Consider the following 20,984-nt stretch of genomic DNA (forward strand, 5'->3'; position numbering starts at 1 on the left):
CGTTGCACCATGACAGTGCCTCGTCCCGGCTTTCCTGTGTCCTGCCGATCAGGGATACAGGCCGCGCATCTCGCGCGCCTGCAGGATCCGCGTACAGGCCACGATAAACGCCGCCGTGCGCAGGGTCACCTTGTTGTCCTGTGCCACTTGCCAGATTGCCCGGAAGGCTTCTTGCATGATCCGTACCAGGCGCTGGTTGATCTCTTCCTCGGTCCAGAAGAAGCTGGAGAAATCCTGCACCCATTCAAAGTAGGACACGGTCACGCCGCCGGCGTTGGCGATCACGTCCGGGGCCACCAGGATATTGCGCTCGCGCAGGATGTCGTCCGCTTCCGGGGTGGTCGGGCCGTTGGCGCCCTCGATCACCAGGCGGGCCTTGATCTGCGGCGCGTTCTCAGCCGTGATCTGGCCTTCCAGCGCGGCCGGGATCAGGATGTCGCAGTCGACTTCCCAGAACTGCGCGGTACGCAGGACTTCGCCGCGGAAGCCTTCGATGGTGCCGCTGTGCGAGGCGTATTCCATCAGCGCCGGCACGTCCAGGCCGGCCGGGTCGAACAGCGTGGTGCGGTGGTCCTGTACCGCCACCACCTTGGCGCCAGCCTCATGGAACAGCTTGGCCGCCACGGCGCCCACGTTGCCGAAGCCCTGCACCGCCACGCGCGCGCCCTTGATTTCCAGGCCGATATTGCGCGCGGCTTCGGAGCCGACCACGAACGCGCCGCGGCCGGTGGCTTCGTGACGGCCGAGCGAGCCACCCAGCGAGATCGGCTTGCCGGTCACCACGCCGGTGGCCGTGCTACCGGAGTTCATCGAGTACGTGTCCATCATCCAGGCCATGACCTGGGCGTTGGTGTTCACGTCCGGCGCCGGAATATCCTTGCTCGGCCCGATGATGATGTTGATTTCGCTGGTGTAGCGGCGCGTCAGGCGTTCCAGCTCGGCGTGCGAGAGCGTGCGCGGATCGACGCGGATGCCGCCCTTGGCACCGCCGTAGGGCACGTTGACCGCGGCGTTCTTCACCGACATCCAGGCCGACAACGCCATCACCTCGGACAGGGTCACGTCCTGGTGGAAGCGCACGCCGCCCTTGCCCGGGCCGCGCGACAGGTTGTGCTGCACGCGATAGCCCTCGAAATGGGCAATGGTGCCGTTATCCAGTTCGATGGGAACGTCGACGATCATCGCTCGCTTGGGGCGCTTGAGGGTTTCAACCCAGCGTGCCAGCGAGCCCAGGTAAGGCGTGACACGGTCGACCTGCTGCAGGTAGATGCCCCAGGGGCCGAGATTGTCGGCATTGAGGTAAGACGGGAGTGCGTGCTTTTGGCCAGCAATGTTGGTCGGTGCTGCGGAAGACATCGGTGGGTTCCGGTGTGAAGAATGCCCGCAAGCTTAGGGGTGGCGCCCCGCCCGAATCCAATGCCGTTTGCTCATCCGCTCATGCAAAATCTGCATAACCTTGTCATCTGGCGGAAACCACTGCCCTGGCTGGCCTAGGCCGCCGGGGCGGCGGACAAGGTCGACCAAACCTGGTCGACCAGCTGGCGCTTGCGCCGTGCCCCGGCGCGGCGTTCGTTGCCGTTCTCGCCCGGCCGCTCGCGGTACAGGCGGATTTCCATGTCGATCGACAGCGGCAGCCCGCGCGCCGACTCGGCCCGCACCAGCCGGCCCGCGGCCACGTCCTCGCGTACCGCGCTTTCGGGCAGGAAGGCCATGCCGTGGCCGGCCAGCGCCATCACCTTGAGCGCCTCGGCCATGTCGGTCTCGTAGCATTTGTCGAGCTTGAGGGCCTCGGCGGTATCGGCCAGCAGCAGGTCGACCATGCGGCCGAGGAAGGCGTTGGGCGTGTAGCTGAGGAAAGGCACCGGCTTCTTGTCCGAGCCCGGCAGCCGGAACTGCGGCTTGCCGGCGGCGTCCGGCACGCTGTAGGGCGACAGCCGCTCGGTACCAAGCACCAGCATGTCGTACCGGGCCGGATCCAGCTGGATCGCCTGGCGCGCGTGGTGGTAGACCATCACCAGGTCGCAGCCGCCCTCCACCAGCATCAGCACCGCGTCATGGACGTTGAGCGCGCGCAGCCGGCACGGCAGCGTGCCGATCCTGCGCTCCAGCGCCTTGAGCCATTCCGGGAAGAAGGTCAGCGACAGCGTATGCGGCACCGCGAACTCCAGCACCTGGGCGTTGGCCGAGCGCTGGCCGCGCATCAGCGCGCGGGTCTCGCTGACCTGCGCCAGCATGGCCAGCGCCTGCTCGTAGAACACCTTGCCGGCCGGGGTCAGGCTGGTGGGGTAGCTCGAGCGGTCGATCAGCTCGGTGCCGACCCACGCCTCCAGCGACTGGATGCGGCGCGAGAACGCGGGCTGCGTGACGTGGCGCAGCTCGGCCGAGCGCGAGAAGCTGTGCGTCTCGGCCAGGCTGACGAAGTCTTCAAGCCATTTGATTTCCATGACGCGGATTATCCACCCGCGCCGGGGCCTCCGTCACCTGCCCGGCAGCAAGCCGTCAGCCGCGATACGCCCAGCCGGTCATGCGCTTCTCGACCACGGCACGAGATCAGGCCCGCCGCCCCTTGGGGCACGTGGACGCAGGAGAATGCAGTCCCGTCAGGCGTCCTGCGTGGCGTCGCCCACGTCTAGTGCCAGCGCATCCGCGCCCACGGCTTCGCCGCCCTTGGCGGCGGCGCGCGCCTGGATGTCCCACATCTCGGCGTAGCGGCCACGCGCGCGCATCAGTTCAGCATGGGTGCCGCGCTCGACAATGCGGCCGTGGTCCATCACCAGGATCTGGTCGGCATGCACGACCGTGGACAGCCGGTGCGCGATCAGCAGCGTGGTGCGGTTCTGCGCCAGCCGCATCAGCTCGGCCTGGATCGCCTGCTCGGTGCGTGAATCCAGCGCCGAGGTGGCTTCATCGAAGACCAGCACCGGCGGGTTCTTCAGCAGCGTGCGCGCGATCGCCACGCGCTGCTTCTCGCCGCCGGACAGCTTCAGGCCGCGCTCGCCCACCGGCGTGTCATAGCCTTGCGGCAGCTCGCGGATGAAGCTGTCGATCTGCGCGGCGCGCGCGGCGGCGATGACCTCGTCGCGGCTGGCGTCGGGCCGGCCGTAGGCAATGTTGTAGAAGATGCTGTCGTTGAACAGCACCGTGTCCTGCGGCACGATGCCGATGGCGCGGCGCAGGCTGTCCTGCGTGATCGCGCGGATGTCCTGGCCGTCGATCTCGATGGCGCCGTCGTTGACGTCGTAGAAGCGGAACAACAGCCGCGCCAGCGTCGACTTGCCCGAGCCGCTGTGCCCGACCACCGCGGTGGTGGTGCCCGCCGCGATGGTGAAATCCACGCCATCCAGGATCAGCCGGTCCGGCTCATAGCTGAAGCGCACGTCGCGGAAGCGCACCTGCGCGCCGTCGACCTGCAGCGGCTTCGCACCAGGCGCGTCGGCCACCTCCTGGTTGGTGCCGAGCAGCACGAACATGCGGTCCATGTCGGTGGTGGCCTGCTTGATCTCGCGGTAGATCACGCCGAGGAAGTTCAGCGGGATATAGAGCTGGATCATCAGGGTGTTGACCAGCACCAGGTCGCCCAGCGTGAGCTTGCCGTCGACCACGCCCACGGTGGCGCGCCACAGGATCAGGATCAGCCCCAGCGCGATGATGGTCTGCTGGCCGAAGTTCAGGAACGACAGCGAGTTCTGCGAGCGGATCGCCGCGGTGCGGTACTTGCGCAGGTTCTCGTCGTAGCGTTGCGCCTCGTACTCTTCATTGCCGAAGTACTTGACGGTCTCGAAGTTGAGCAGGGAATCGATCGCCTTCTGGTTGGCGCGCGAATCCAGCTCGTTCATGCGGCGCCGGAAATGCGTGCGCCATTCCGTCACCACGATGGTGAAAACGATATAGCCCACCAGCGCGCAGCCGGTGATGGCCGCGAACCAGATGTCGTAGTGCAGGATAAAGAAGCCGATCACCAGCCCCATCTCCACCAGCGTGGGCAGGATGCTGTACAGCGAATACGAGATCAGCGACTGGATGCCGCGCGTGCCGCGCTCGATGTCGCGGCTCATGCCGCCGGTCTGCCGGTCCAGGTGGAAACGCAGCGACAGCGCGTGCAGGTGCCGGAACACCTGCAGCGCAATCTCGCGCACGGCGCTCTGCGTGACCTTGGAAAAGAGCATCTCCCGCAACTCGGTGAACAGCGTCGCCGACAGCCGCAGCAGCCCGTAGCCGACGATCAGCCCGATCGGCACGGCCAGCAGCGCGCGCGGATCGCCCGGCTGCAGGTTCATGCTGTCGATCAGCTGCTTCATCAGCACCGGCACGCCCAGGTTGGCCACCTTGGCGGACACCAGGCACGCCAGCGCCAGCATCACGCGCCACTTGTAGTGCCAGACATAGGGCAGCAGGTTGCGCACCGTCTGCCAGTCGCTGCGCGGCGCGCGCTGACCGGGAAAGAGCGTGTTTGAAGCAGGAGCGGGGGCCGGCTCAGCGGTCGTGGAATAGCGGCGCATACGTTAGAATTCGGGCCAATGCGCGATTGTCGCAGAGTTCGCATTACGTGGCAGGCGAAGGGTCTTTCGCCACGCCCCGCCCCTTCCGCAGTCCACCACACACCGTCATGAACGCTCCCCACACCGTCCCCGCCCTGCCCGCCGGCAAGAATCCCGCACTGCGCGTGGTGCCGATGCCCGCCGACGCCAATGTGCACGGCGACGTGTTCGGCGGCTGGATCATGGCGCAGGTGGATATCGCCGGCTCGATCCCGGCGGTGGAACGCGCCCAGGGCCGCGTGGCCACCGTCGCGGTCAACTCCTTCCTGTTCAAGCATCCGGTGTTCGTTGGCGATCTGGTCAGCTTTTATGCGGACATCGTCAAGACCGGCCGTACCTCGATCACGGTGTCGGTCGAGGTCTATGCGCAACGGATGCGCCACAGCAATGAGATCGTCAAGGTGACGGAGGCCACGCTGACGTATGTGGCGACGGATGAATCGCGGCAGCCGCGGGTGTTGCCGTCGGCTTGAGGGGCGGCAGGTCAATACACTCTTTCTATTGTCCTGTCCATTTGCGGCGCCTCCTTGGTACTACAGCGCAATGATTCTGGTTACGGTGAACACAACCGCCCAATGTGCGAAAACCGCCCCCGCCAGCGCGGTAGCCAGCAGGGTGACTTTGTCGACACGCGCGCAAAGCAGGAACCCCAGGACGCCAAACAAGACTGGCGGCACAGGTATCAGCAAGATCAAACCCCGCAGCATCCGGGCATCAGCAGGGCATATGTCAATCCCAACGCATGTCCCAGGCCGCGGCACGCACAGGCCCGGGAACTTGTCGCAGAGGTATGCATCGATAAGGGACCATGCGAGGACACTGGCCAGACCAATGCCGACGAATGCTGCTGTGATGGCAATGCGCCGCTTGTTCACTTGATTTCCCAGAAAAGTATCTCCGCTGACCGCCCGAGATCTGACCACCCGTAGTGGGTGCCGGGAAACAAAGCGTCCCAGCCCAAGCTGCGACCGATTGTTGCAATAGCACCGGGTGCGCTGCTGATGGTCAGCCTCGATCCGTTCCACAGGTCAGAGGCAGCTTTCCGCTTTCGTCCAGGCATCCGGCGAACGTCCGGCCATCGGAGATCTCAACGAAGTAAGGGTAGCCTGCGACGAGGGCCGCTCCCGATCACGCTCGGATTTGTTCGTCGTACCTGACAGTCACCGGCGAGGTGTGAAAACCGGCGATGTTCCGCACTTGGGGCCTATTCCACTGCGCGGCATCCTCTGCCGTCATGGTCATCGTGTACGGTCGCGACGCAAAGAAGACGGGCGGCGGATTGCAGCCGCACGCGCAGATGTCTCCGCTCAAGGCTTCTTCCTTGCCCTCGTCCGTGCTGGGCCAACGTGGGCCGACACAGACGATGATTCCCGTTCGCTTGCAGACAGGGCAGTACGCCGGATCGCCTTCACGCGCTGTTGGGATGCCTTCGTAGCTGGATCCGGGGCTGCCACCAACGATCGTGGCGCCATTGTTAGCTTTGTCACCTCTGATGAGATAGGTTCTGGTAACCATGGTCGCACCTTATTTGGAGATAGGTTTTCACCGCACACCATTGCGCCAAAGCTTCCTTAAGGAATCAATCAGTGAAATCTGATTCCTCCTTGTCGATTAGTCGACTAGTCCCACCGGTTCAGCCATCCAGAGATGCGGGAGCGTGGAGTAGCCAGGAAAGGCCCCCCGGACATTGCATTTCCGAGGGACAAATCGGCCAGGCTCACTCAAACTTCGTAAAATCCGGCTTGCGCTTCTGGAAGAAGGCAGCAAACGCCTCTTTCGCCTCCGGCGCCACCAGCATCTTCCGGAACACCGCGCCCTCGTCGGCCATCTGCTTTTCCACCGCCGCCGCATCGCCCGCCTTCATCAGCCGCTTGGTCTCGCGCAGCGACGACGCCGGCAGCGCCGCCAGCTTGCGCGCCTGCTGCAGCGCAAAGTCGTGCAGCTCGGCCACCGGCAGCACCCGCGTCACCAGCCCGATCTCCAGCGCCTCCTGCGCGCTGAAGGCTTCGCCCAGCAGCAGCTTCTCGGCCGCGCGCTGGTAGCCGACCAGCCGCGGCAGCAGCAGGCTCGAGGCCGCCTCGGGGCACAGGCCCAGCTGCACGAACGGCAGCGACAGCTTGGCCGTATCGGACGCATAGACCAGGTCGCAATGCAGCAGCATGGTCGTGCCCACCCCGACCGCGGCACCGCTGACGGCTGCCACGATCGGCTTGGTGGCGTGGCTGATCTGGTAGAGGAACTGGAACACCGGCGCCTGCTCCGCGCCTTCGCCGGCGGTAGGCGGGCGCTGCATGAAGTCTTCCAGGTCGTTGCCGGCGGTAAAGATCTCTGGCTTGCCGCGCAGCAGGATGGCGCGCACGTTGCGGTCGGTCTCGGCCGCGCGCAGCGCGTCGGCCATGGCCTGGTACATCGCCGCGGTGATGGCGTTCTTCTTGTCGATGCGGTCGAACTCGATGGTCAGGATGCCCTGCTCGATGCCGGTGCGGATGCTCATGGTGTCCTCGTCTGTGGATGCATTGCTGGGAGGGTTATTCAAAAGGCGGCGGCGATTCGGAAAGATAGCTCAGCCCGAACGCGCGCGCGCCGACATTCAGCGCCACCGTCAGGCTCATCGGCGCCAGCATCAGCTCCACGCCCTGGCCGCGCGCGGTGCGCGCCAGCGACTGGAACGCCGGCATCGCGCGCACGTCATCGAGCGGGCCGGCATAGCAGACCGAGATCGCCGGCACCGTCAGGTCGCCGCTGCGGATGCACTGCTCGGCATGCTGCAGCACGCGGCGCGCACCCTCCTCGGAGCCGCGCGCCTTGGCGATGGCGTCGGTGTGCCCGCGGTGCATGCGCACCACCGGGCGGATATTGAAGGCGCTGCCCATCACATAGCGGCCCCAGGTGATGCTGCCCTCGCCCTTCTGGCGCGCGCGCGTGTACATGTAGAGCAGCTCGTCGGGCACCAGGAACATATGGGCGGCATCGCGCAGGCGCGTCTCGACCGCTTCCTGCACCGCTTGCGGGCTGGCGCCGGCGGCGGCCATGCGCGCGGCTTCACGCACGATCAGCGCCTGGCCCGGCCCGATCGCGCCGGTATCGACCACGGTCAGGTCGAACAGGCCAATGCGCCCGGCTTCCTTGCGCAGGCGCACGCTGCGCGCCACGGTGCCGATCACCGCGCCGGTGGCATGCGCATACAGCTTGCTGCGCGAACTGGCGATGGTGAACAGGATAGCGCGGTCGCAGTGGGCCACCACATTGCGCAGCAGGTGTTCTTCCAGCTCGCGCTCGAGCAGCGGGATCGACTCGGCGTAGTGGTCCTGGCGGCCGACCAGGTATTTCTGGTAGAGCGTGGGCAGCGCGTCTTCATCGCGCGTATCGGCGACAAAGTGTTCGCCCGCGCGGATGCGGAACGGAATGGTGTGGACCTTCAGCTGGGCCATGACGTCGCGCGGCAGATCGCACGCGGCATCGGCCAGGATGGCTGTCTCCTGCATATTATTGTCTCCTCCCTACCTGGTGACCCGCGTCGCGGGCGGCAGCCCCCGGTTACTGCTTTCTTCACCTGATGCAGAAGGGCGGGACAGTCCCGAGGGACCGTCCCGCAGGCGCGTTTAGACGCGCTCGAAGATGCCTGCGGCGCCCATGCCCGTACCGACGCACATGGTCACCATGCCGTACTTCAGGTTGTGGCGGCGCAGCGCGTGCACCACCGTGGCCGAACGGATCGCACCGGTGGCACCCAGCGGGTGGCCCAGCGCAATCGCGCCGCCCATGCGGTTGACCTTGGCCGGATCCAGTTGCAGATCGCGCATCACCGCCAGCGACTGCGCGGCAAAGGCTTCATTCAGTTCGATCCAGTCGAGCTGGTCCTGGGTCAGGCCCGCGGCCTTCAGCGCTGCCGGAATCGCTTCCTTGGGGCCGATGCCCATGATCTCGGGCGGCACGCCGCGCACCGCGAACGAGACGAAGCGCGCCAGCGGCACCAGGTTGAACTGCTTGAGGATCTTTTCCGAGACCAGGATCAGCGCGCCGGCGCCGTCGGAGGTCTGCGAGCTGTTGCCGGCGGTGACGCTGCCCTTGTTGGCAAACACCGGGCGCAGCTTGCCCAGGCCTTCCAGCGAGGTTTCCGGGCGCGGGCCTTCGTCCAGCGAGATCGTGCGCGTCTTCACGTTCACCTGGCCGCTGGCGAGGTCCGGGAAGCGCTCAACAATCTCGATCGGCGTGATCTCGTCCTTGAACTCGCCGGCCTGCTGCGCGGCGATGGCCTTCTGGTGCGAGGCCAGCGAGAACGCATCCTGGTCCTCGCGGCTGACCTGCCATTGCTGCGCCACCTTCTCGGCAGTCAGGCCCATGCCGTAGGCGATGCCCACGTTCTCGTCGCGGGTGAAGATCTCCGGCGACATCGACGGCGAGTTGCCCATCATCGGCACCATGCTCATCGATTCCACGCCGGCGGCGATCATCACGTCGGACTCGCCCACGCGGATGCGGTCGGCCGCCATCGCCACCGCGCTCACGCCCGAGGCGCAGAAGCGATTGACGGTGATGCCGCCCACGGTATTGGGCAGGCCCGACAGCAGCGCGCCGATGCGGGCCACGTTCAGGCCCTGCTGCGCCTCGGGAATCGCGCAGCCGACGATGGCGTCCTCGATCAGCTTCGGGTCCAGGTCCGGCACCTGCGCCACAGCGGCCTTCAGGATGGTGGCCAGCAGGTCGTCCGGGCGCGTGTTCTTGAACGCGCCCTTCGGGGCCTTGCCGATCGGCGAGCGGGTGGCCGCAACGATATATGCGTCTTGCAGTTGTTTCATGATGTCGGTTCCTCGCTTGCCCTGTTAGTTACGCACCGGCTTGCCGGTCTGCAGCATGCCCATGATGCGCTCCTGCGTCTTGCTGGTGCCGAGCAGGTCGACAAAGGCCTTGCGCTCCAGCGCCAGCAGCCAGTCCTCGCTCACCAGCGAGCCGGCCTCGACGTCGCCGCCGCACACCACTTCAGCAATGCGCGCGGCAATCAGGAAGTCGTGCGCCGAGATAAAGCCGCCGTCGCGCATATTGACCAGCGATGCCTTGATGGTGGCAACGCCGGAGCGGCCGGCCACCGGGACCAGCGTCGGCAGCGGCGCGCGGTAGCCGGCGTTGGCCAGCGCGCGCACTTCGTTCTGCGCCACGTACAGCAGCTCATGCACGTTGAAGACGATCTTGTCGGACGGCTGCAGGTAGCCCATCTGGCGCGCTTCCAGCGCCGAGGCCGAGACCTTGGCCATGGCCGCGCTCTGGAAGCGGCTGGTCAGGAACTGCAGGGTGTTGGTGCTGCCTGCGGCCTGTGCCGCGCGTGCGGCTGCCAGCGCGGCTTCCTTCAGGCCACCGCCGGCCGGCACCAGGCCCACGCCCACTTCGACCAGGCCGATATACGTCTCCAGTGCGGCCACGCGCGAAGCCGAATGCAGCATCAGCTCGCAGCCGCCGCCCAGCGCAATGCCGGACGCCGCGGACACCACCGGCACCGAGGCGTACTTCACGCGCATCATGCCGTCCTGGAACTTCTTCACGAACGGCTCGATGCCCTTGGCGCCGCCCATCATGAAGGCGGGCATGGCCGCTTCAAGGTTGGCGCCGGCGGAGAACGGGCCACCCGGCGCGCCCAGCTGCAGCGAGGTCGGCTGCCACACCACCAGGCCCTTGTACCCGGCTTCGGCCAGGTCGATGGCGCGGGTCAGGCCGTCGATCACGTCCGGCCCGATGGTGTTCATCTTGCTCTTGAACGAGACCACCAGCACGTCGTCCTGGCCTTCGCTCACCCAGATGCGCACGGCGTCGTTCTCTTCGACGGTGCGGCCGGCCTTGCGCGGATCGGCCGCGGCAGTGCCCTTGATCGCGGCACGGAATGCCTGGCGCTGATACACCGGCAGCGTGCTGCGCGCGACGAACGACTGCGTCGCCGGCGACCACGAACCGGCGGCGGCATGCACACCCTGGTTCTCTGCCACCGGGCCCTCGAATACCCATGCCGGCAGCGGCGCGGCCGACAACGCCTTGCCGGCTTCCACGTCTTCCTTCACCCACTCGGCCACCTGCTTCCAGCCGGCCGACTGCCAGTCTTCGAACGGACCCGAGTTCCAGCCGAAGCCCCAGCGGATCGCCAGGTCGATGTCGGCGGCGGAACCGGCGATCTGCTCCAGGTACACGGCGATGTAGTGGAACACGTCGCGGAACACTGCCCACAGGAACTGCGCCTGCGGGTTGGTCGACTCGCGCAGCAGCTTGATGCGCTCGGCCGCATCCTTCTTCAGCATGCGCACCACGATCTCGTCGGCCTTCTTGCCGGCATCGACATACTGGCCGGTCTTGGCGTCGAGCACCTTGATGGCCTTGCCTTCCTTCTTGTAGAAGCCGGCGCCGGTCTTCTGGCCCAGCGCGCCCGCGTCGACCAGGCCCTTGAGCACGGCCGGGGTCTTGTACACCGGCGCGAACGGGTCGTCGTGCAGGGTGTCCTGCATGGTCTTGATCACGTGCGCCATGGTGTCCAGGCCGACCACGTCCGCGGTGCGGAAGGTGGCGGACTTGGCGCGGCCCAGCTTGGAGCCGGTCAGGTCATCGACCACGTCGAACGGGATGCCGAACTTCTCGGCTTCGGCAAACACGGCCAGGATCGAGAAGATGCCGACGCGGTTGGCGATGAAGTTGGGCGTGTCCTTGGCGCGCACCACGCCCTTGCCGAGCGTGGTGGTCAGGAACGCTTCAAGCTGGTCGAGGATCTGCGGCTGCGTGGTCGCGGTCGGGATCAGTTCGACCAGGTGCATGTAGCGCGGCGGGTTGAAGAAGTGCACGCCGCAGAAGCGCGACTTCAGGTCGGCATCAAACCCGTCGGACAGCGCTGTAATCGACAGGCCCGAGGTGTTGGTGGCGAAGATCGCGTGCGAGGCCAGGTGCGGCGCGACCTTCTTGTACAGGTCGTGCTTCCAGTCCATGCGCTCGGCGATCGCCTCGATCACCAGGTCGCATTCCTTGAGCAGCGCGATGTCGTCTTCGTAGTTGGCCGCCTGGATCAGGCCGGCCTCTTCCTTGATGCCCAGCGGCGCGGGCGAGAGCTTCTTCAGGTTCTCGATGGCGCGCAGCGCGATGCCGTTCTTGGGGCCTTCCTTGGCGGGAAGGTCAAACAGCACCACCGGCACGCGCGCATTGATCAGGTGGGCGGCGATCTGCGCCCCCATGACGCCGGCACCCAGCACGGCGACTTTCTTGACGATGAAATTGGACATGCTCGCTCCTGGATTAGTGAGCGTTAGATAGATGCGAAGCCGTCGTTCCCGGCCGGGAACGACGGGTAGAGTCGACTCAGAACAGGTCTGCGTCCAGCGCCATCAGCGTGGCCGAACCGGCGCGTGCCTTGCGGATCTCGGCGGCGGTTTCCGGCAGCAGCTTGGCAAAGTAGAAGCGTGCGGTCGCCAGCTTGGCGGTGTAGAACTTGTCGCCGCTGCCTTCCTTCTCCAGCGCGATCTTGGCCATGCGGGCCCAGAAGTACGAGAACACCAGGTGGCCCACCACGCGCAGGTACGGCACCGCGGCGGCGCCCACCTCATCGGCATTGCCCATCGCCTTCATGCCGATTTCCATGGTCAGCTTCTGCACCTTGTCGCCAATGTCGGCCAGCGGGTTGATGAACTCCTGCATGGCTTCGTTGGTGCCTTCGGCTTCCACGAACGCCTGCACGATCTTGCCGAAGGCCTTCATCCTGGCGCCCATGTCGCCCAGGATCTTGCGGCCCAGCAGGTCCAGCGCCTGGATGGTGTTGGTGCCTTCGTAGATCATGTTGATGCGCGCATCGCGCACATACTGTTCCATGCCCCACTCGGCGATGTAGCCGTGGCCGCCGAACACCTGCATGCCCTCATTGGTGGACGTGAAAGCGTTGTCGGTCAGGAAGGCCTTGATCACCGGCGTGAGCAGCGCGACCAGGTCGCCGGCCTGCTTGCGCACGGCTTCCTCAGGGTGCGACAACTCGCGGTCGATCTGCAGCGCGGTCCAGTAGCTGAAGGCGCGGCCGCCTTCGACATAGGCCTTTTGCGTCAGCAGCATGCGGCGCACGTCCGGATGCACGATGATCGGGTCGGCGGGCTTGTCCGGCGCCTTCGGGCCGGTCAGCGCGCGCATCTGCAGGCGGTCCTTGGCGTAGGCCAGCGAGTTCTGGTACGCCACTTCGGTCAGGCCCAGGCCCTGCGCGCCCACGCCCAGGCGCGCGGCGTTCATCATCACGAACATGGCGTTCAGGCCCTTGTTGGGCTCGCCCACCAGCCAGCCGCGCGCGCCATCCAGGTTCATCACGCAGGTGGCGTTGCCGTGGATGCCCATCTTGTGCTCGATCGAGCCGCACTTGATGCCGTTGCGCTCGCCCGGGTTGCCGTTGGCATCGGGGATGAACTTGGGCACCACGAACAGCGAGATGCCCTTGGTGCCGCCCGGCGCGTCCGGCAGGCGTGCCAGCACCAGGTGGATGATGTTCTCGGCCATGTCGTGCTCGCCGGCCGAGATGAAGATCTTGGTGCCCGAGATCAGGTACGAACCGTCAGCCTGCGGCTCTGCCTTGGAACGCAGGATGCCGAGGTCGGTGCCGCAGTGCGGCTCGGTCAGGCACATGGTGCCGGTCCACACGCCGGAGACCAGCTTGGGCAGGTAGGCCTGCTGCAGTTCGGGCGTGCCGTGCGCGTGCAGCGCTTCGTACGCGCCGTGCGACAGGCCCGGGTACATGGTCCAGGCCTGGCCGGCCGAGTTCAGCATCTCGTAGACCACATTGTTGATCACGATCGGCAGGCCCTGGCCGCCGAATTCGGGATCGCAGGCGAGCGCCGGCCAGCCGGCTTCGACGTACTGCTGGTAGGCTTCCTTGAAGCCGGTGGGCGCCTTGACCACGCCGTCGCCGACGTAGGTGCAGCCTTCGCGGTCGCCCACCTGGTTGAGCGGGAACACGACGTCCGAGCAGAACTTGCCGGCTTCTTCGATGACCTGGTTGATGGTGTCCGCGTCGATGTCCGCGTGCGGCGGCATCGCCTTGAGTTCGGCTTCGGCGCCGAGCAGTTCATGGAGCACGAACTGCATGTCGCGCAACGGTGCGGTGTACTGGCCCATCTGAGACTCCTTGGAGTTGTGCGATGCCGCCACGCCGCCCGTCCCGCTTGCGCGATACGGTCCGACCGGGGCGACCTCAGGTACGGTAAGACTGAATCAGTTTGTTGAGCGCGACCATGGCAAGCTCGGCACTGTCAGGCAGGCGCAGGAAACGGGCGTCATGATGCAAGCCTAGTTCAAGGCTGTACATCTCGAACAGCATCAGGCGCGGATCGCAGTCCGCGCGCAGGTGCCCCTCCTCCCGCGCCTGGTTGATGGCGCGCGTGAGCGCTGCCCGCCAGATGGTGACGCTCTTGACCAGCTCGTCACGCACCAGGCTGCCGGCACGGTCGTCGTACTCCACGGCGCCGCTGATGTAGATGCATCCAGTCGTCACTTCCTGGATGCGCTTCTCCATCCAGCGCCGCACCATCGACCACAGCCGGGGCAGGCCGCGCGGCTCCTGCAGCGAGGGGTAGAACACCTCCTGCTCGAACCGGCGGTGATACTCCCGCACCACCTCTACCTGCAGGTCTTCGCGCGAACCGAAATGCGCGAAGACACCGCTCTTGCTCATCTGCATGCGTTCCGCGAGCAGCCCGATGGTCAGACCTTCGAGCCCGTCGCGGGACGACAATTCCAGTGCGGCATCCAGAATCGCCACGCGCGTCATTTCACCCTTGCGCATGGGCGCGGGAGAGGCGGCGGCGGATTCGAGACGGGCTGACTGGTGTCGCATGTTTTTTCTCCGTTCTGCGGGGCCCTGCTGCGGCCCCGCGTATGACCCTGACGTTGCATTCTTTGCTTGCGGCCGACCGGCGGAATTGCCGGTGCATACCGCGAATGCACGCAGTCTAAGCCAAAAAAGAACGGTCGTTCAGATTATTCTGGCGCAGCAGTCGACCATCAAGCTTTTAATTAGACCGCTGTTTCTAAACGGACTGCAATGCAGCATGTCCGTCACGGCTTGCGCTGCAACCGGTTGCAGCCTGTTCGATGCCGCATGGCAGCAAATGCATGCACACAGTGCGCGTGGCGGGCTCAGTAGCGCCCGGTCACGCCGGCAATGATCACGCCCAGGCGCAGCAGCGTATAGGCCGCCCAGTTGGCCAGCCGGTGCAGCGGCGAGCGGCGCGCATGCACCTCCGGCATCACGCGCACGCTGCGGTGCGCAATGGCGTATTCCAGCGCGGTACGCAGTTCAGCGGCGAAGGCCGCATCATAAACGGCGACGTTGGCTTCGCGCGCAAGCAGCAGGCTGAACGGGTCCATATTGCTCGACCCGACCGTGGCCCAGGCCTCGTCCACCACGCCCACCTTGGCGTGCAGGAAGCTCTCGGCATACTCGTAGATCTCGACGCCGACCTCCAGCAGCGAGGCGTACAGCGCATGGGTGGCGTAGTGCTGCAGCCGGTATTCGACCCGGCCCTGCAGCAGCAGCCGCACGCGCACGCCGCGCGCGCGGCAGGCCAGCAGCGCGCGCCGCATCTTGTGGCCAGGCAGGAAGTAGGCGTTGGCAAGGATCACGTCGTGGCGCGCGGCGCCCAGCGCGCGCAGGTATTCGCGCTCGATGGTGCGGCGGTTGCGCAGGTTGTCGCGCAGCAGCAGCGCGGCGCGTACGCCGCCCGCGGCTTCCGGGCGCGGCGGCAGGTCGGTGACCAGCGGGTAATCGGCCACCGCGGCGGCGCGTTCGGCTCCGTGCGTATCGCGCAGCGACAACCGCCACCAGAGCCGCTCGGCGGACAGCGCAATGCCGTCCACCAGCGGGCCGCTGACCTGCACCGCGAAGTCATAGCGCGGCCCCAGGTTGGCGCCTTCGAACGGGCCGTGGTTGTGGTCGTCGATGATATTGATGCCGCCGACAAAGGCCACGCGCCAGTCGATCACTGCCAGCTTGCGGTGCAGCCGGCGCAGGTGGCGCCGCGCCAGCCGGAAGCCGCGCAGCATGCGAAAGACGCGCAGTTGCACGCCGCCGGCGCGCAGCCGCGCGGCCAGCTCGGCCGGCATGTCGCCGGCGCCGAATCCGTCCACCGTCACGCGCACCGTCACGCCGCGCGCGGCGGCGCGGATCAGCGCGTCGCTGACCGCGCGGCCGACCTCGTCATCGGCATAGATGTAGGTTTCCAGCATCACCTGGAACGCGGCCTGGTCGATGGCGGCGATCAGCGCGGGGAAGAAGTCCTGGCCGCCGTGCAGCAGCCGCACCGCATTGCCAGTGGTGGGCTTGCCGCGGCGCCAGGTCCAGCGCAGCATGCGGCGGCGCGGCGCGTGATCGCCGGCCGCGGCCGGGTCGTGCGCGCGGGCGTCGGCGTGCGCGGCCTGGCCTGCCGCGCGGTCCGCCGGGATCTCGGGGCCGTCGGCATGAGCGGAGTGGGATATCCGTGACATGCCGTGATTATCGGACAGATTGCCTGACGCAAGGCGCCGCGCGCACATTGGCAGGCGCATCTCTGCTATCGTCGATACTGATGCTTGCCCGCGCAGCCAGCGACGGGCAATCGACGACTGACGCCCCCCCACGGAACCCATTGTGAAGGTATTCGGCATTACCGGATCGTCCGGCAGCGGCAAGACCACGCTGCTGGACCAGCTCATCCCCTGTTTCGTCGCCGCCGGCCTGCGCGTGGCCGGCGTCAAGCACACCCACCACGGCTTTGACCCCGACACGCCCGGCAAGGACTCCTGGCGCATGCGCGAGGCCGGCTGCGCCAATGTCGTGCTGGTCGGCGCTCGCCACCTGACACTGATGCGCCACTACCCGGAAGCGGTGCCCTCGCCTGAACTGGACGATGCGCTCGCCGTGCTGCCGGCCGACACCGAACTGGTGCTGGTGGAAGGCTACAAGCGCAGTGATTTTCCCAAGCTGGAGGTGTATCGCCCGGCACTGGGGCGCACGCCGCTGTGGGACGAGGTGCCGGGCGTGGTGGCGGTGGCAAGCGACGACCCTGCCGCGGTGGCCGCCATGACCGCGCTGCCGGTGCTGGACCTGAACGACCCGCAGGCGGTGTTCGCCTTCATCCGCGACTATCCGGACCGCGCGCGCTGAATTCAGGCGGCCTTGCCGGCGGGCTCCGCGGGCATGGCCAACTCGCCCTGCGGATGTCCCAGTTCCGCCACCAGCGGCACGTGGTCCGAGCGCTGCGCCCAGTCGCGGCCGGTCAGCGCATGCGCGCGCTCGATCTCATAGCCGCGCACATAGATTCGGTCGAGCTGCCACCACGGCATATGGCTGGGGAAGGTATGCAGACGCGCACCGCGCGCGTGCGAGGCCTCGACCGCGCCCAGCGTATTGCAGATCTGTGCATCGAGCCGGTGGTTCCAGTCGTTGAAGTCGCCGGCGATCACGAGCGGCACGCCGTTCGGCACCACAGTGCGCACGCGCTCGACCAGCGCCTCGGCCTGGCGCACGCGGCTGCGGGCGAACAGGCCAAAGTGCACGCAGATCAGGTGGGTCTCGATGCCATGGACGTCCGCCACCGCATGCAGCAGCCCGCGCTGCTCGAAACGGTGGTCGGAAATATCGAGGTTTTCGGACATCAGGATCGGGTGGCGCGACAGGATCGCGTTGCCGTGATGGCCGTAGTCATAGACCGCGTTGCGTCCGTAGACCGAGTGCGGATAGGCGTCAGTGGCCAGGTAGTTGAGCTGCGTATGCTCCGGATCGAACAGCGCCGCGGCCACCAGCCGGTCGTTGCGGTCCTGCACTTCCTGCAGGAAGACGATGTCCGCATCCATCGCATGCAGGCCGGCGCGCACGTTCTGGATGCGCGGGCGCCGCGAGAGGCCGGTCACTCCCTTGTGGATGTTGTAGGTGACCACGCGCAGCTTCATGGCTGCGCTCCGTACACCGCCTGCCGCTCGCCAGCACCGGCCGCGCGCCAGGCCAGCTGGCGGATGGCCTCGGCATTGCTGCTGGAAAAGCACTGCTGCGCCGCCTGCTCCCACGGCAGCCACTGGTATTGCAGGTGTTCGCATGGCGCCAGCGTCACCGGCAGCGCCCCGGACACGCGCAGCCCGAACCAGTGCTCGGTATTGCGCGTGACGCCTTCGGCGTAGCGGTGGCGCCACTGCGGGTAGATCTCGTACTGGATGGTGTGGGCCCAGTCGGTCAGCTGGTGCTCGCCGGCGATGATGCCGGTTTCCTCGGCCACTTCACGCGCGGCGGTCAGGGCCAGGGGTTCGTCCAGGGTGTCGAGGCTGCCGGTCACGGACTGCCAGAACCCCGGGCGATCGGCGCGTTCCAGCAGCAAGACTTGAAGATCTGGCGTGTAAATCACCACCAGCACGGATTCCGGGATCTTGTAGGACATGGGTCTGGGCGAAAGGACAAACCCAAGGATAGCGCAGCCACGCCACGTTGCCACGCGAAAGCGTGGCGGCGCCCGCCCGAGGCGGCCCTCGGCGGCCTTCAGGCGGCGCTGCGCGCGCTATGCGTGGCATGGGGTGCCAGGTACGGCTCGTCGGCGGCGGTGCGCTGCCAGGTGTCGAACACCTGTGGCGAATCGCCGTGGCCCCAGGCGGCACGCAGCTGGTCCATCAGCGGCGCCAGCGCCTGGCGGTAGCGCTTGGACGCGCCATGCGCGTGCGTGGCCAGGGCGTCGGCGCGGTGCCGGACCTCGCCCTGCAGCCGTGTGCGCTCCAGCGCGATTTCCTTCTCTCGCTGTCCCAGCGCGTTGTACTTCTGGATCAGGAAGCGCTGGTAGTCGCCGCCATCCATGCCCTGCGCCGCCTGCGCATTGACCTGCTCGAAACGCAGCACGATGCTGCCGGTTTCCTGCTCGATATGGGCAACCTCGGCGTCCAGGGCCTGCAGCGCCTCCTGCACGCGCTGGGCATCGCGGCGCAGCGCCTGCACCTGCGCGGCCTCGTCCTCGAACACGCGCTGCGCATCCAGGTAGGCCTGCACCACCGGCTGCGGCGCCACCACCAGCAGCGGGTCGGCGCCATCGGCGCGCTGGCCGGCCAGCAAGGCGTCGTCGGCCAGGCGCAGGTTGCCGAGCTCGTCCAGCCAGCGCCCGCGCGTCATGACCACGCCGACGGTATCCAGCGCCAGCCGGCGCAACGCTTCGGCGCGCTGCATTTCCACCGGCTCAGCCGCCGCGGCGGGCGCGGCCGACTGCACCGCATGGGCGATGTCGGGCACGCAGGCCGCCACGGTGGTCGCCACCGATTCAGACATGGCCTGCGCCGAGCGGCGCACGGCGCGGCGCAGCTCGAAGCGCGCCAGCAGCATCATTAGCAACCCGGCCACCAGCCAGGTCAGGATGGTTTGGTCATGGGCCAGCAGGAACTGGCGGATCAGGTCGATATCCAGGGTCACGAATTTCCTCCCGAGTGCCGGAAGCCTTCATTGCGAGGCCCCTCGGCAAATTACGTGTCAAAGAGAGCAGACCCCGCCGCGGCGCCCTTCGTTCCGACCGGTAACAAATCGAAACCAATGCGCCGCGCGCCTCACAGCGCAGTCGACCCGACGTTGCGCATAAAGCAAAAAAGCCGCGCAATTGCGCGGCTTCCTTGCGGGCTTCAGGCAACTCAGGCCGTCGGCTTGGGCTCGGCGGCGCGCAGGCGGATATGCAGCTCGCGCAGTTGCTTCTCGTCGACCGAGCTCGGGGCCTGGGTCAGCAGGTCCTGGGCGCGCTGGGTCTTCGGGAAGGCGATCACGTCGCGGATCGAGTCGGCGCCGGCCATCATCGTGACGATGCGGTCCAGGCCGAAGGCCAGGCCGCCGTGCGGGGGCGCGCCGTACTGCAGCGCGTCCAGCAGGTAGCCGAACTTGGCACGGGCTTCCTCATCGTTGATGTTGAGCGCGCGGAACACCTTGCTCTGGATGTCCGAACGGAAGATCCGCACCGAGCCGCCGCCCATTTCCCAGCCGTTCAGCACCATGTCGTAGGCCTTGGCCACGCACTTGCCCGGGTCGGTCTCCAGGTATTCCAGGTGCTCGTCCTTGGGGCTGGTGAATGGGTGGTGCATGGCCACCCAGCGCGCGTCTTCCTCGTCGTACTCGAACATCGGGAAGTCGACCACCCACAGCGGCTTCCAGGTGTCTTCGAACAGGCCGTTGGCCTTGCCGAAGTCAGAATGGCCGACCTTCAGGCGCAGCGCGCCGATCGAGTCGTTGACCACCTTGGCCTTGTCGGCGCCGAAGAAGATGATGTCGCCGTCCTGGGCGCCGGTGCGCTTGAGGATCTCGGCAATGGCGGCGTCGTGCAGGTTCTTGACGACCGGCGATTGCAGGCCGTCGCGGCCCTTGGCCACTTCGTTGACCTTGATCCAGGCCAGGCCCTTGGCGCCGTAGATGCCGACGAACTGAGTGTAGGCGTCGATCTCGCCGCGCGAGATCTGGCCGCCGCCCGGTACGCGCAGGCCGACCACGCGGCCGTTGTCGCTGTTGGCCGGGCCCGAGAACACCTTGAAGTCGACGTCCTTCATCACCTCGGTCAGCTCGGTGAATTCCAGCTTGACGCGCAGGTCAGGCTTGTCCGAGCCGAAGCGGGCCATGGCCTCGCGGAACTCCATCACCGGGAAGGCGTCCAGGTCGACGTCGATCGCATTCTTGAACACCGTGCGCATCATGTCCTCGAACAGGTCGCGGATCTCCTGCTCGCTCAGGAACGACGTTTCGCAGTCGATCTGCGTGAACTCGGGCTGGCGGTCGGCACGCAGGTCTTCGTCGCGGAAGCACTTGGTGATCTGGTAGTAGCGGTCGAAGCCCGAGACCATCAGCATCTGCTTGAAGATCTGCGGCGACTGCGGCAGCGCGAAGAAGTGGCCCGGGTTCACCCGCGACGGCACCAGGTAGTCGCGCGCGCCTTCGGGCGTGCTCTTGCCCAGCATCGGGGTCTCGATGTCGATAAAGCCCTGGGCGTCCAGGTACTTGCGCACTTCCATCGCCACCTTGTAGCGCAGGCGCAGGTTGTACTGCATCTGCGGGCGGCGCAGGTCCAGCACGCGGTGCGTCAGGCGCGTGGTTTCCGACAGGTTGTCGTCGTCGAGCTGGAACGGGGGCGTGACCGACGGGTTCAGCACGGTCAGCTCATGGCACAGCACCTCGATCTTGCCCGAGGTCAGGTTGGCGTTCTCGGTGCCGGCCGGGCGCGGACGGACCTTGCCGGTGACGCGGATGCAGAACTCATTGCGGATCTCTTCCGCGGCCTTGAACATCTCGGGGCGATCCGGATCGCACACCACCTGCACCAGGCCTTCGCGGTCGCGCAGGTCGATGAAGATCACGCCGCCATGGTCGCGGCGGCGCTGGACCCAGCCGGTCAGGGCCACTTCCTGGCCCGAGAATTGTTCGGTCACCAGACCGCAGTAGTGAGTACGCATGGAGGACATAAGGAAATTCCCGGTAAA

The 20,984-nt window shown here is 66.6% G+C and carries 18 protein-coding genes and 1 pseudogene; 2 read left to right on the forward strand and 17 right to left on the reverse strand.

The window, feature by feature from the left end:
- Positions 1–48: 48 nt before the first annotated feature.
- The 3 genes from ACW4E8_RS03080 to ACW4E8_RS03090 form a co-directional block, all read right to left on the reverse strand.
- Entirely contained in the window at positions 49–1,356 is a 1,308-nt protein-coding gene (locus tag ACW4E8_RS03080; protein WP_456803171.1) for a Glu/Leu/Phe/Val family dehydrogenase, read from the reverse strand.
- A gap of 134 nt (positions 1,357–1,490) precedes the next feature.
- On the reverse strand, positions 1,491–2,444 hold the full coding sequence (locus ACW4E8_RS03085; RefSeq protein ID WP_456803172.1) for a LysR substrate-binding domain-containing protein: 954 nt from the start codon (positions 2,442–2,444) through the stop codon (positions 1,491–1,493).
- A gap of 156 nt (positions 2,445–2,600) precedes the next feature.
- Positions 2,601–4,499: an ABCB family ABC transporter ATP-binding protein/permease gene (locus tag ACW4E8_RS03090; RefSeq protein ID WP_456803173.1), complete on the reverse strand. Its 1,899-nt coding sequence runs from the start codon at positions 4,497–4,499 to the stop codon at positions 2,601–2,603.
- Between the two features lie 107 nt (positions 4,500–4,606).
- Between ACW4E8_RS03090 and ACW4E8_RS03095 the strand changes: the two genes are divergently transcribed.
- Complete coding sequence (locus tag ACW4E8_RS03095) at positions 4,607–5,011, forward strand: acyl-CoA thioesterase (protein WP_013955553.1); 405 nt, start codon at positions 4,607–4,609, stop codon at positions 5,009–5,011.
- A 60-nt stretch (positions 5,012–5,071) separates the two neighbouring features.
- Here the strand turns inward: ACW4E8_RS03095 and ACW4E8_RS03100 are convergent, their stop codons facing one another.
- From ACW4E8_RS03100 to clsB, 10 genes and pseudogenes are all read right to left on the reverse strand, one after another.
- Positions 5,072–5,413: a hypothetical protein gene (locus ACW4E8_RS03100; protein WP_456803174.1), complete on the reverse strand. Its 342-nt coding sequence runs from the start codon at positions 5,411–5,413 to the stop codon at positions 5,072–5,074.
- Positions 5,410–5,568: pseudogene (locus ACW4E8_RS03105) on the reverse strand (type VI secretion system amidase effector protein Tae4); the annotation flags it as partial. The gene ACW4E8_RS03100 and the pseudogene ACW4E8_RS03105, both read right to left, overlap by 4 nt.
- Before the next feature lie 98 nt (positions 5,569–5,666).
- A complete protein-coding gene (locus ACW4E8_RS03110) occupies positions 5,667–6,053 on the reverse strand; it encodes a PAAR domain-containing protein (RefSeq protein ID WP_456803175.1) in 387 nt (128 codons plus the stop codon).
- 202 nt (positions 6,054–6,255) lie between these two features.
- Positions 6,256–7,032, reverse strand: a complete 777-nt coding sequence (locus ACW4E8_RS03115; RefSeq protein WP_456803176.1) for an enoyl-CoA hydratase — start codon at positions 7,030–7,032, stop codon at positions 6,256–6,258.
- Positions 7,033–7,066: 34 nt separating this feature from the next.
- Entirely contained in the window at positions 7,067–8,023 is a 957-nt protein-coding gene (locus tag ACW4E8_RS03120; RefSeq protein WP_456803177.1) for a DegV family protein, read from the reverse strand.
- 117 nt (positions 8,024–8,140) lie between these two features.
- The gene (locus ACW4E8_RS03125) at positions 8,141–9,340 is read right to left on the reverse strand and encodes an acetyl-CoA C-acyltransferase (protein ID WP_456803404.1); all 1,200 of its coding nucleotides are present in this window, start codon (positions 9,338–9,340) and stop codon (positions 8,141–8,143) included.
- 21 nt (positions 9,341–9,361) lie between these two features.
- The gene (locus tag ACW4E8_RS03130; protein ID WP_456803178.1) at positions 9,362–11,785 is read right to left on the reverse strand and encodes a 3-hydroxyacyl-CoA dehydrogenase/enoyl-CoA hydratase family protein; all 2,424 of its coding nucleotides are present in this window, start codon (positions 11,783–11,785) and stop codon (positions 9,362–9,364) included.
- A 76-nt stretch (positions 11,786–11,861) separates the two neighbouring features.
- Entirely contained in the window at positions 11,862–13,649 is a 1,788-nt protein-coding gene (locus ACW4E8_RS03135; RefSeq protein ID WP_456803179.1) for an acyl-CoA dehydrogenase C-terminal domain-containing protein, read from the reverse strand.
- Positions 13,650–13,725: 76 nt separating this feature from the next.
- Positions 13,726–14,316 carry a TetR/AcrR family transcriptional regulator gene (locus ACW4E8_RS03140; RefSeq protein ID WP_026201385.1) on the reverse strand — a complete coding sequence of 197 codons (591 nt, stop codon included), beginning with the start codon at positions 14,314–14,316 and terminating at the stop codon, positions 13,726–13,728.
- A gap of 353 nt (positions 14,317–14,669) precedes the next feature.
- Positions 14,670–16,064, reverse strand: coding sequence for a cardiolipin synthase ClsB (gene clsB / locus ACW4E8_RS03145; RefSeq protein ID WP_456803405.1), 1,395 nt, complete (start codon positions 16,062–16,064; stop codon positions 14,670–14,672).
- 94 nt (positions 16,065–16,158) lie between these two features.
- Here clsB and mobB point away from each other — a divergent pair, with 94 nt between their 5' ends.
- Positions 16,159–16,674 (forward strand): molybdopterin-guanine dinucleotide biosynthesis protein B, encoded by a 516-nt coding sequence (gene mobB / locus ACW4E8_RS03150; protein ID WP_035822773.1) that lies wholly within the window; start codon positions 16,159–16,161, stop codon positions 16,672–16,674.
- A 2-nt stretch (positions 16,675–16,676) separates the two neighbouring features.
- On the opposite strand, the gene ACW4E8_RS03155 is transcribed toward mobB, so the two are convergent.
- From ACW4E8_RS03155 to aspS, 4 genes are all read right to left on the reverse strand, one after another.
- The gene (locus ACW4E8_RS03155) at positions 16,677–17,459 is read right to left on the reverse strand and encodes an endonuclease/exonuclease/phosphatase family protein (RefSeq protein ID WP_456803180.1); all 783 of its coding nucleotides are present in this window, start codon (positions 17,457–17,459) and stop codon (positions 16,677–16,679) included.
- Positions 17,456–17,938, reverse strand: coding sequence for a dihydroneopterin triphosphate diphosphatase (nudB, locus tag ACW4E8_RS03160; RefSeq protein WP_456803181.1), 483 nt, complete (start codon positions 17,936–17,938; stop codon positions 17,456–17,458). The genes ACW4E8_RS03155 and nudB overlap by 4 nt, the downstream gene beginning before the upstream one ends.
- Positions 17,939–18,036: 98 nt before the next feature.
- Positions 18,037–18,948: a hypothetical protein gene (locus tag ACW4E8_RS03165; RefSeq protein WP_456803182.1), complete on the reverse strand. Its 912-nt coding sequence runs from the start codon at positions 18,946–18,948 to the stop codon at positions 18,037–18,039.
- Between the two features lie 212 nt (positions 18,949–19,160).
- On the reverse strand, positions 19,161–20,966 hold the full coding sequence (gene aspS, locus ACW4E8_RS03170) for an aspartate--tRNA ligase (RefSeq protein WP_456803183.1): 1,806 nt from the start codon (positions 20,964–20,966) through the stop codon (positions 19,161–19,163).
- Between the last annotated feature and the right edge of the window lie 18 nt (positions 20,967–20,984).

It is taken from the genome of Cupriavidus sp. CP313 (genome assembly GCF_054072015.1).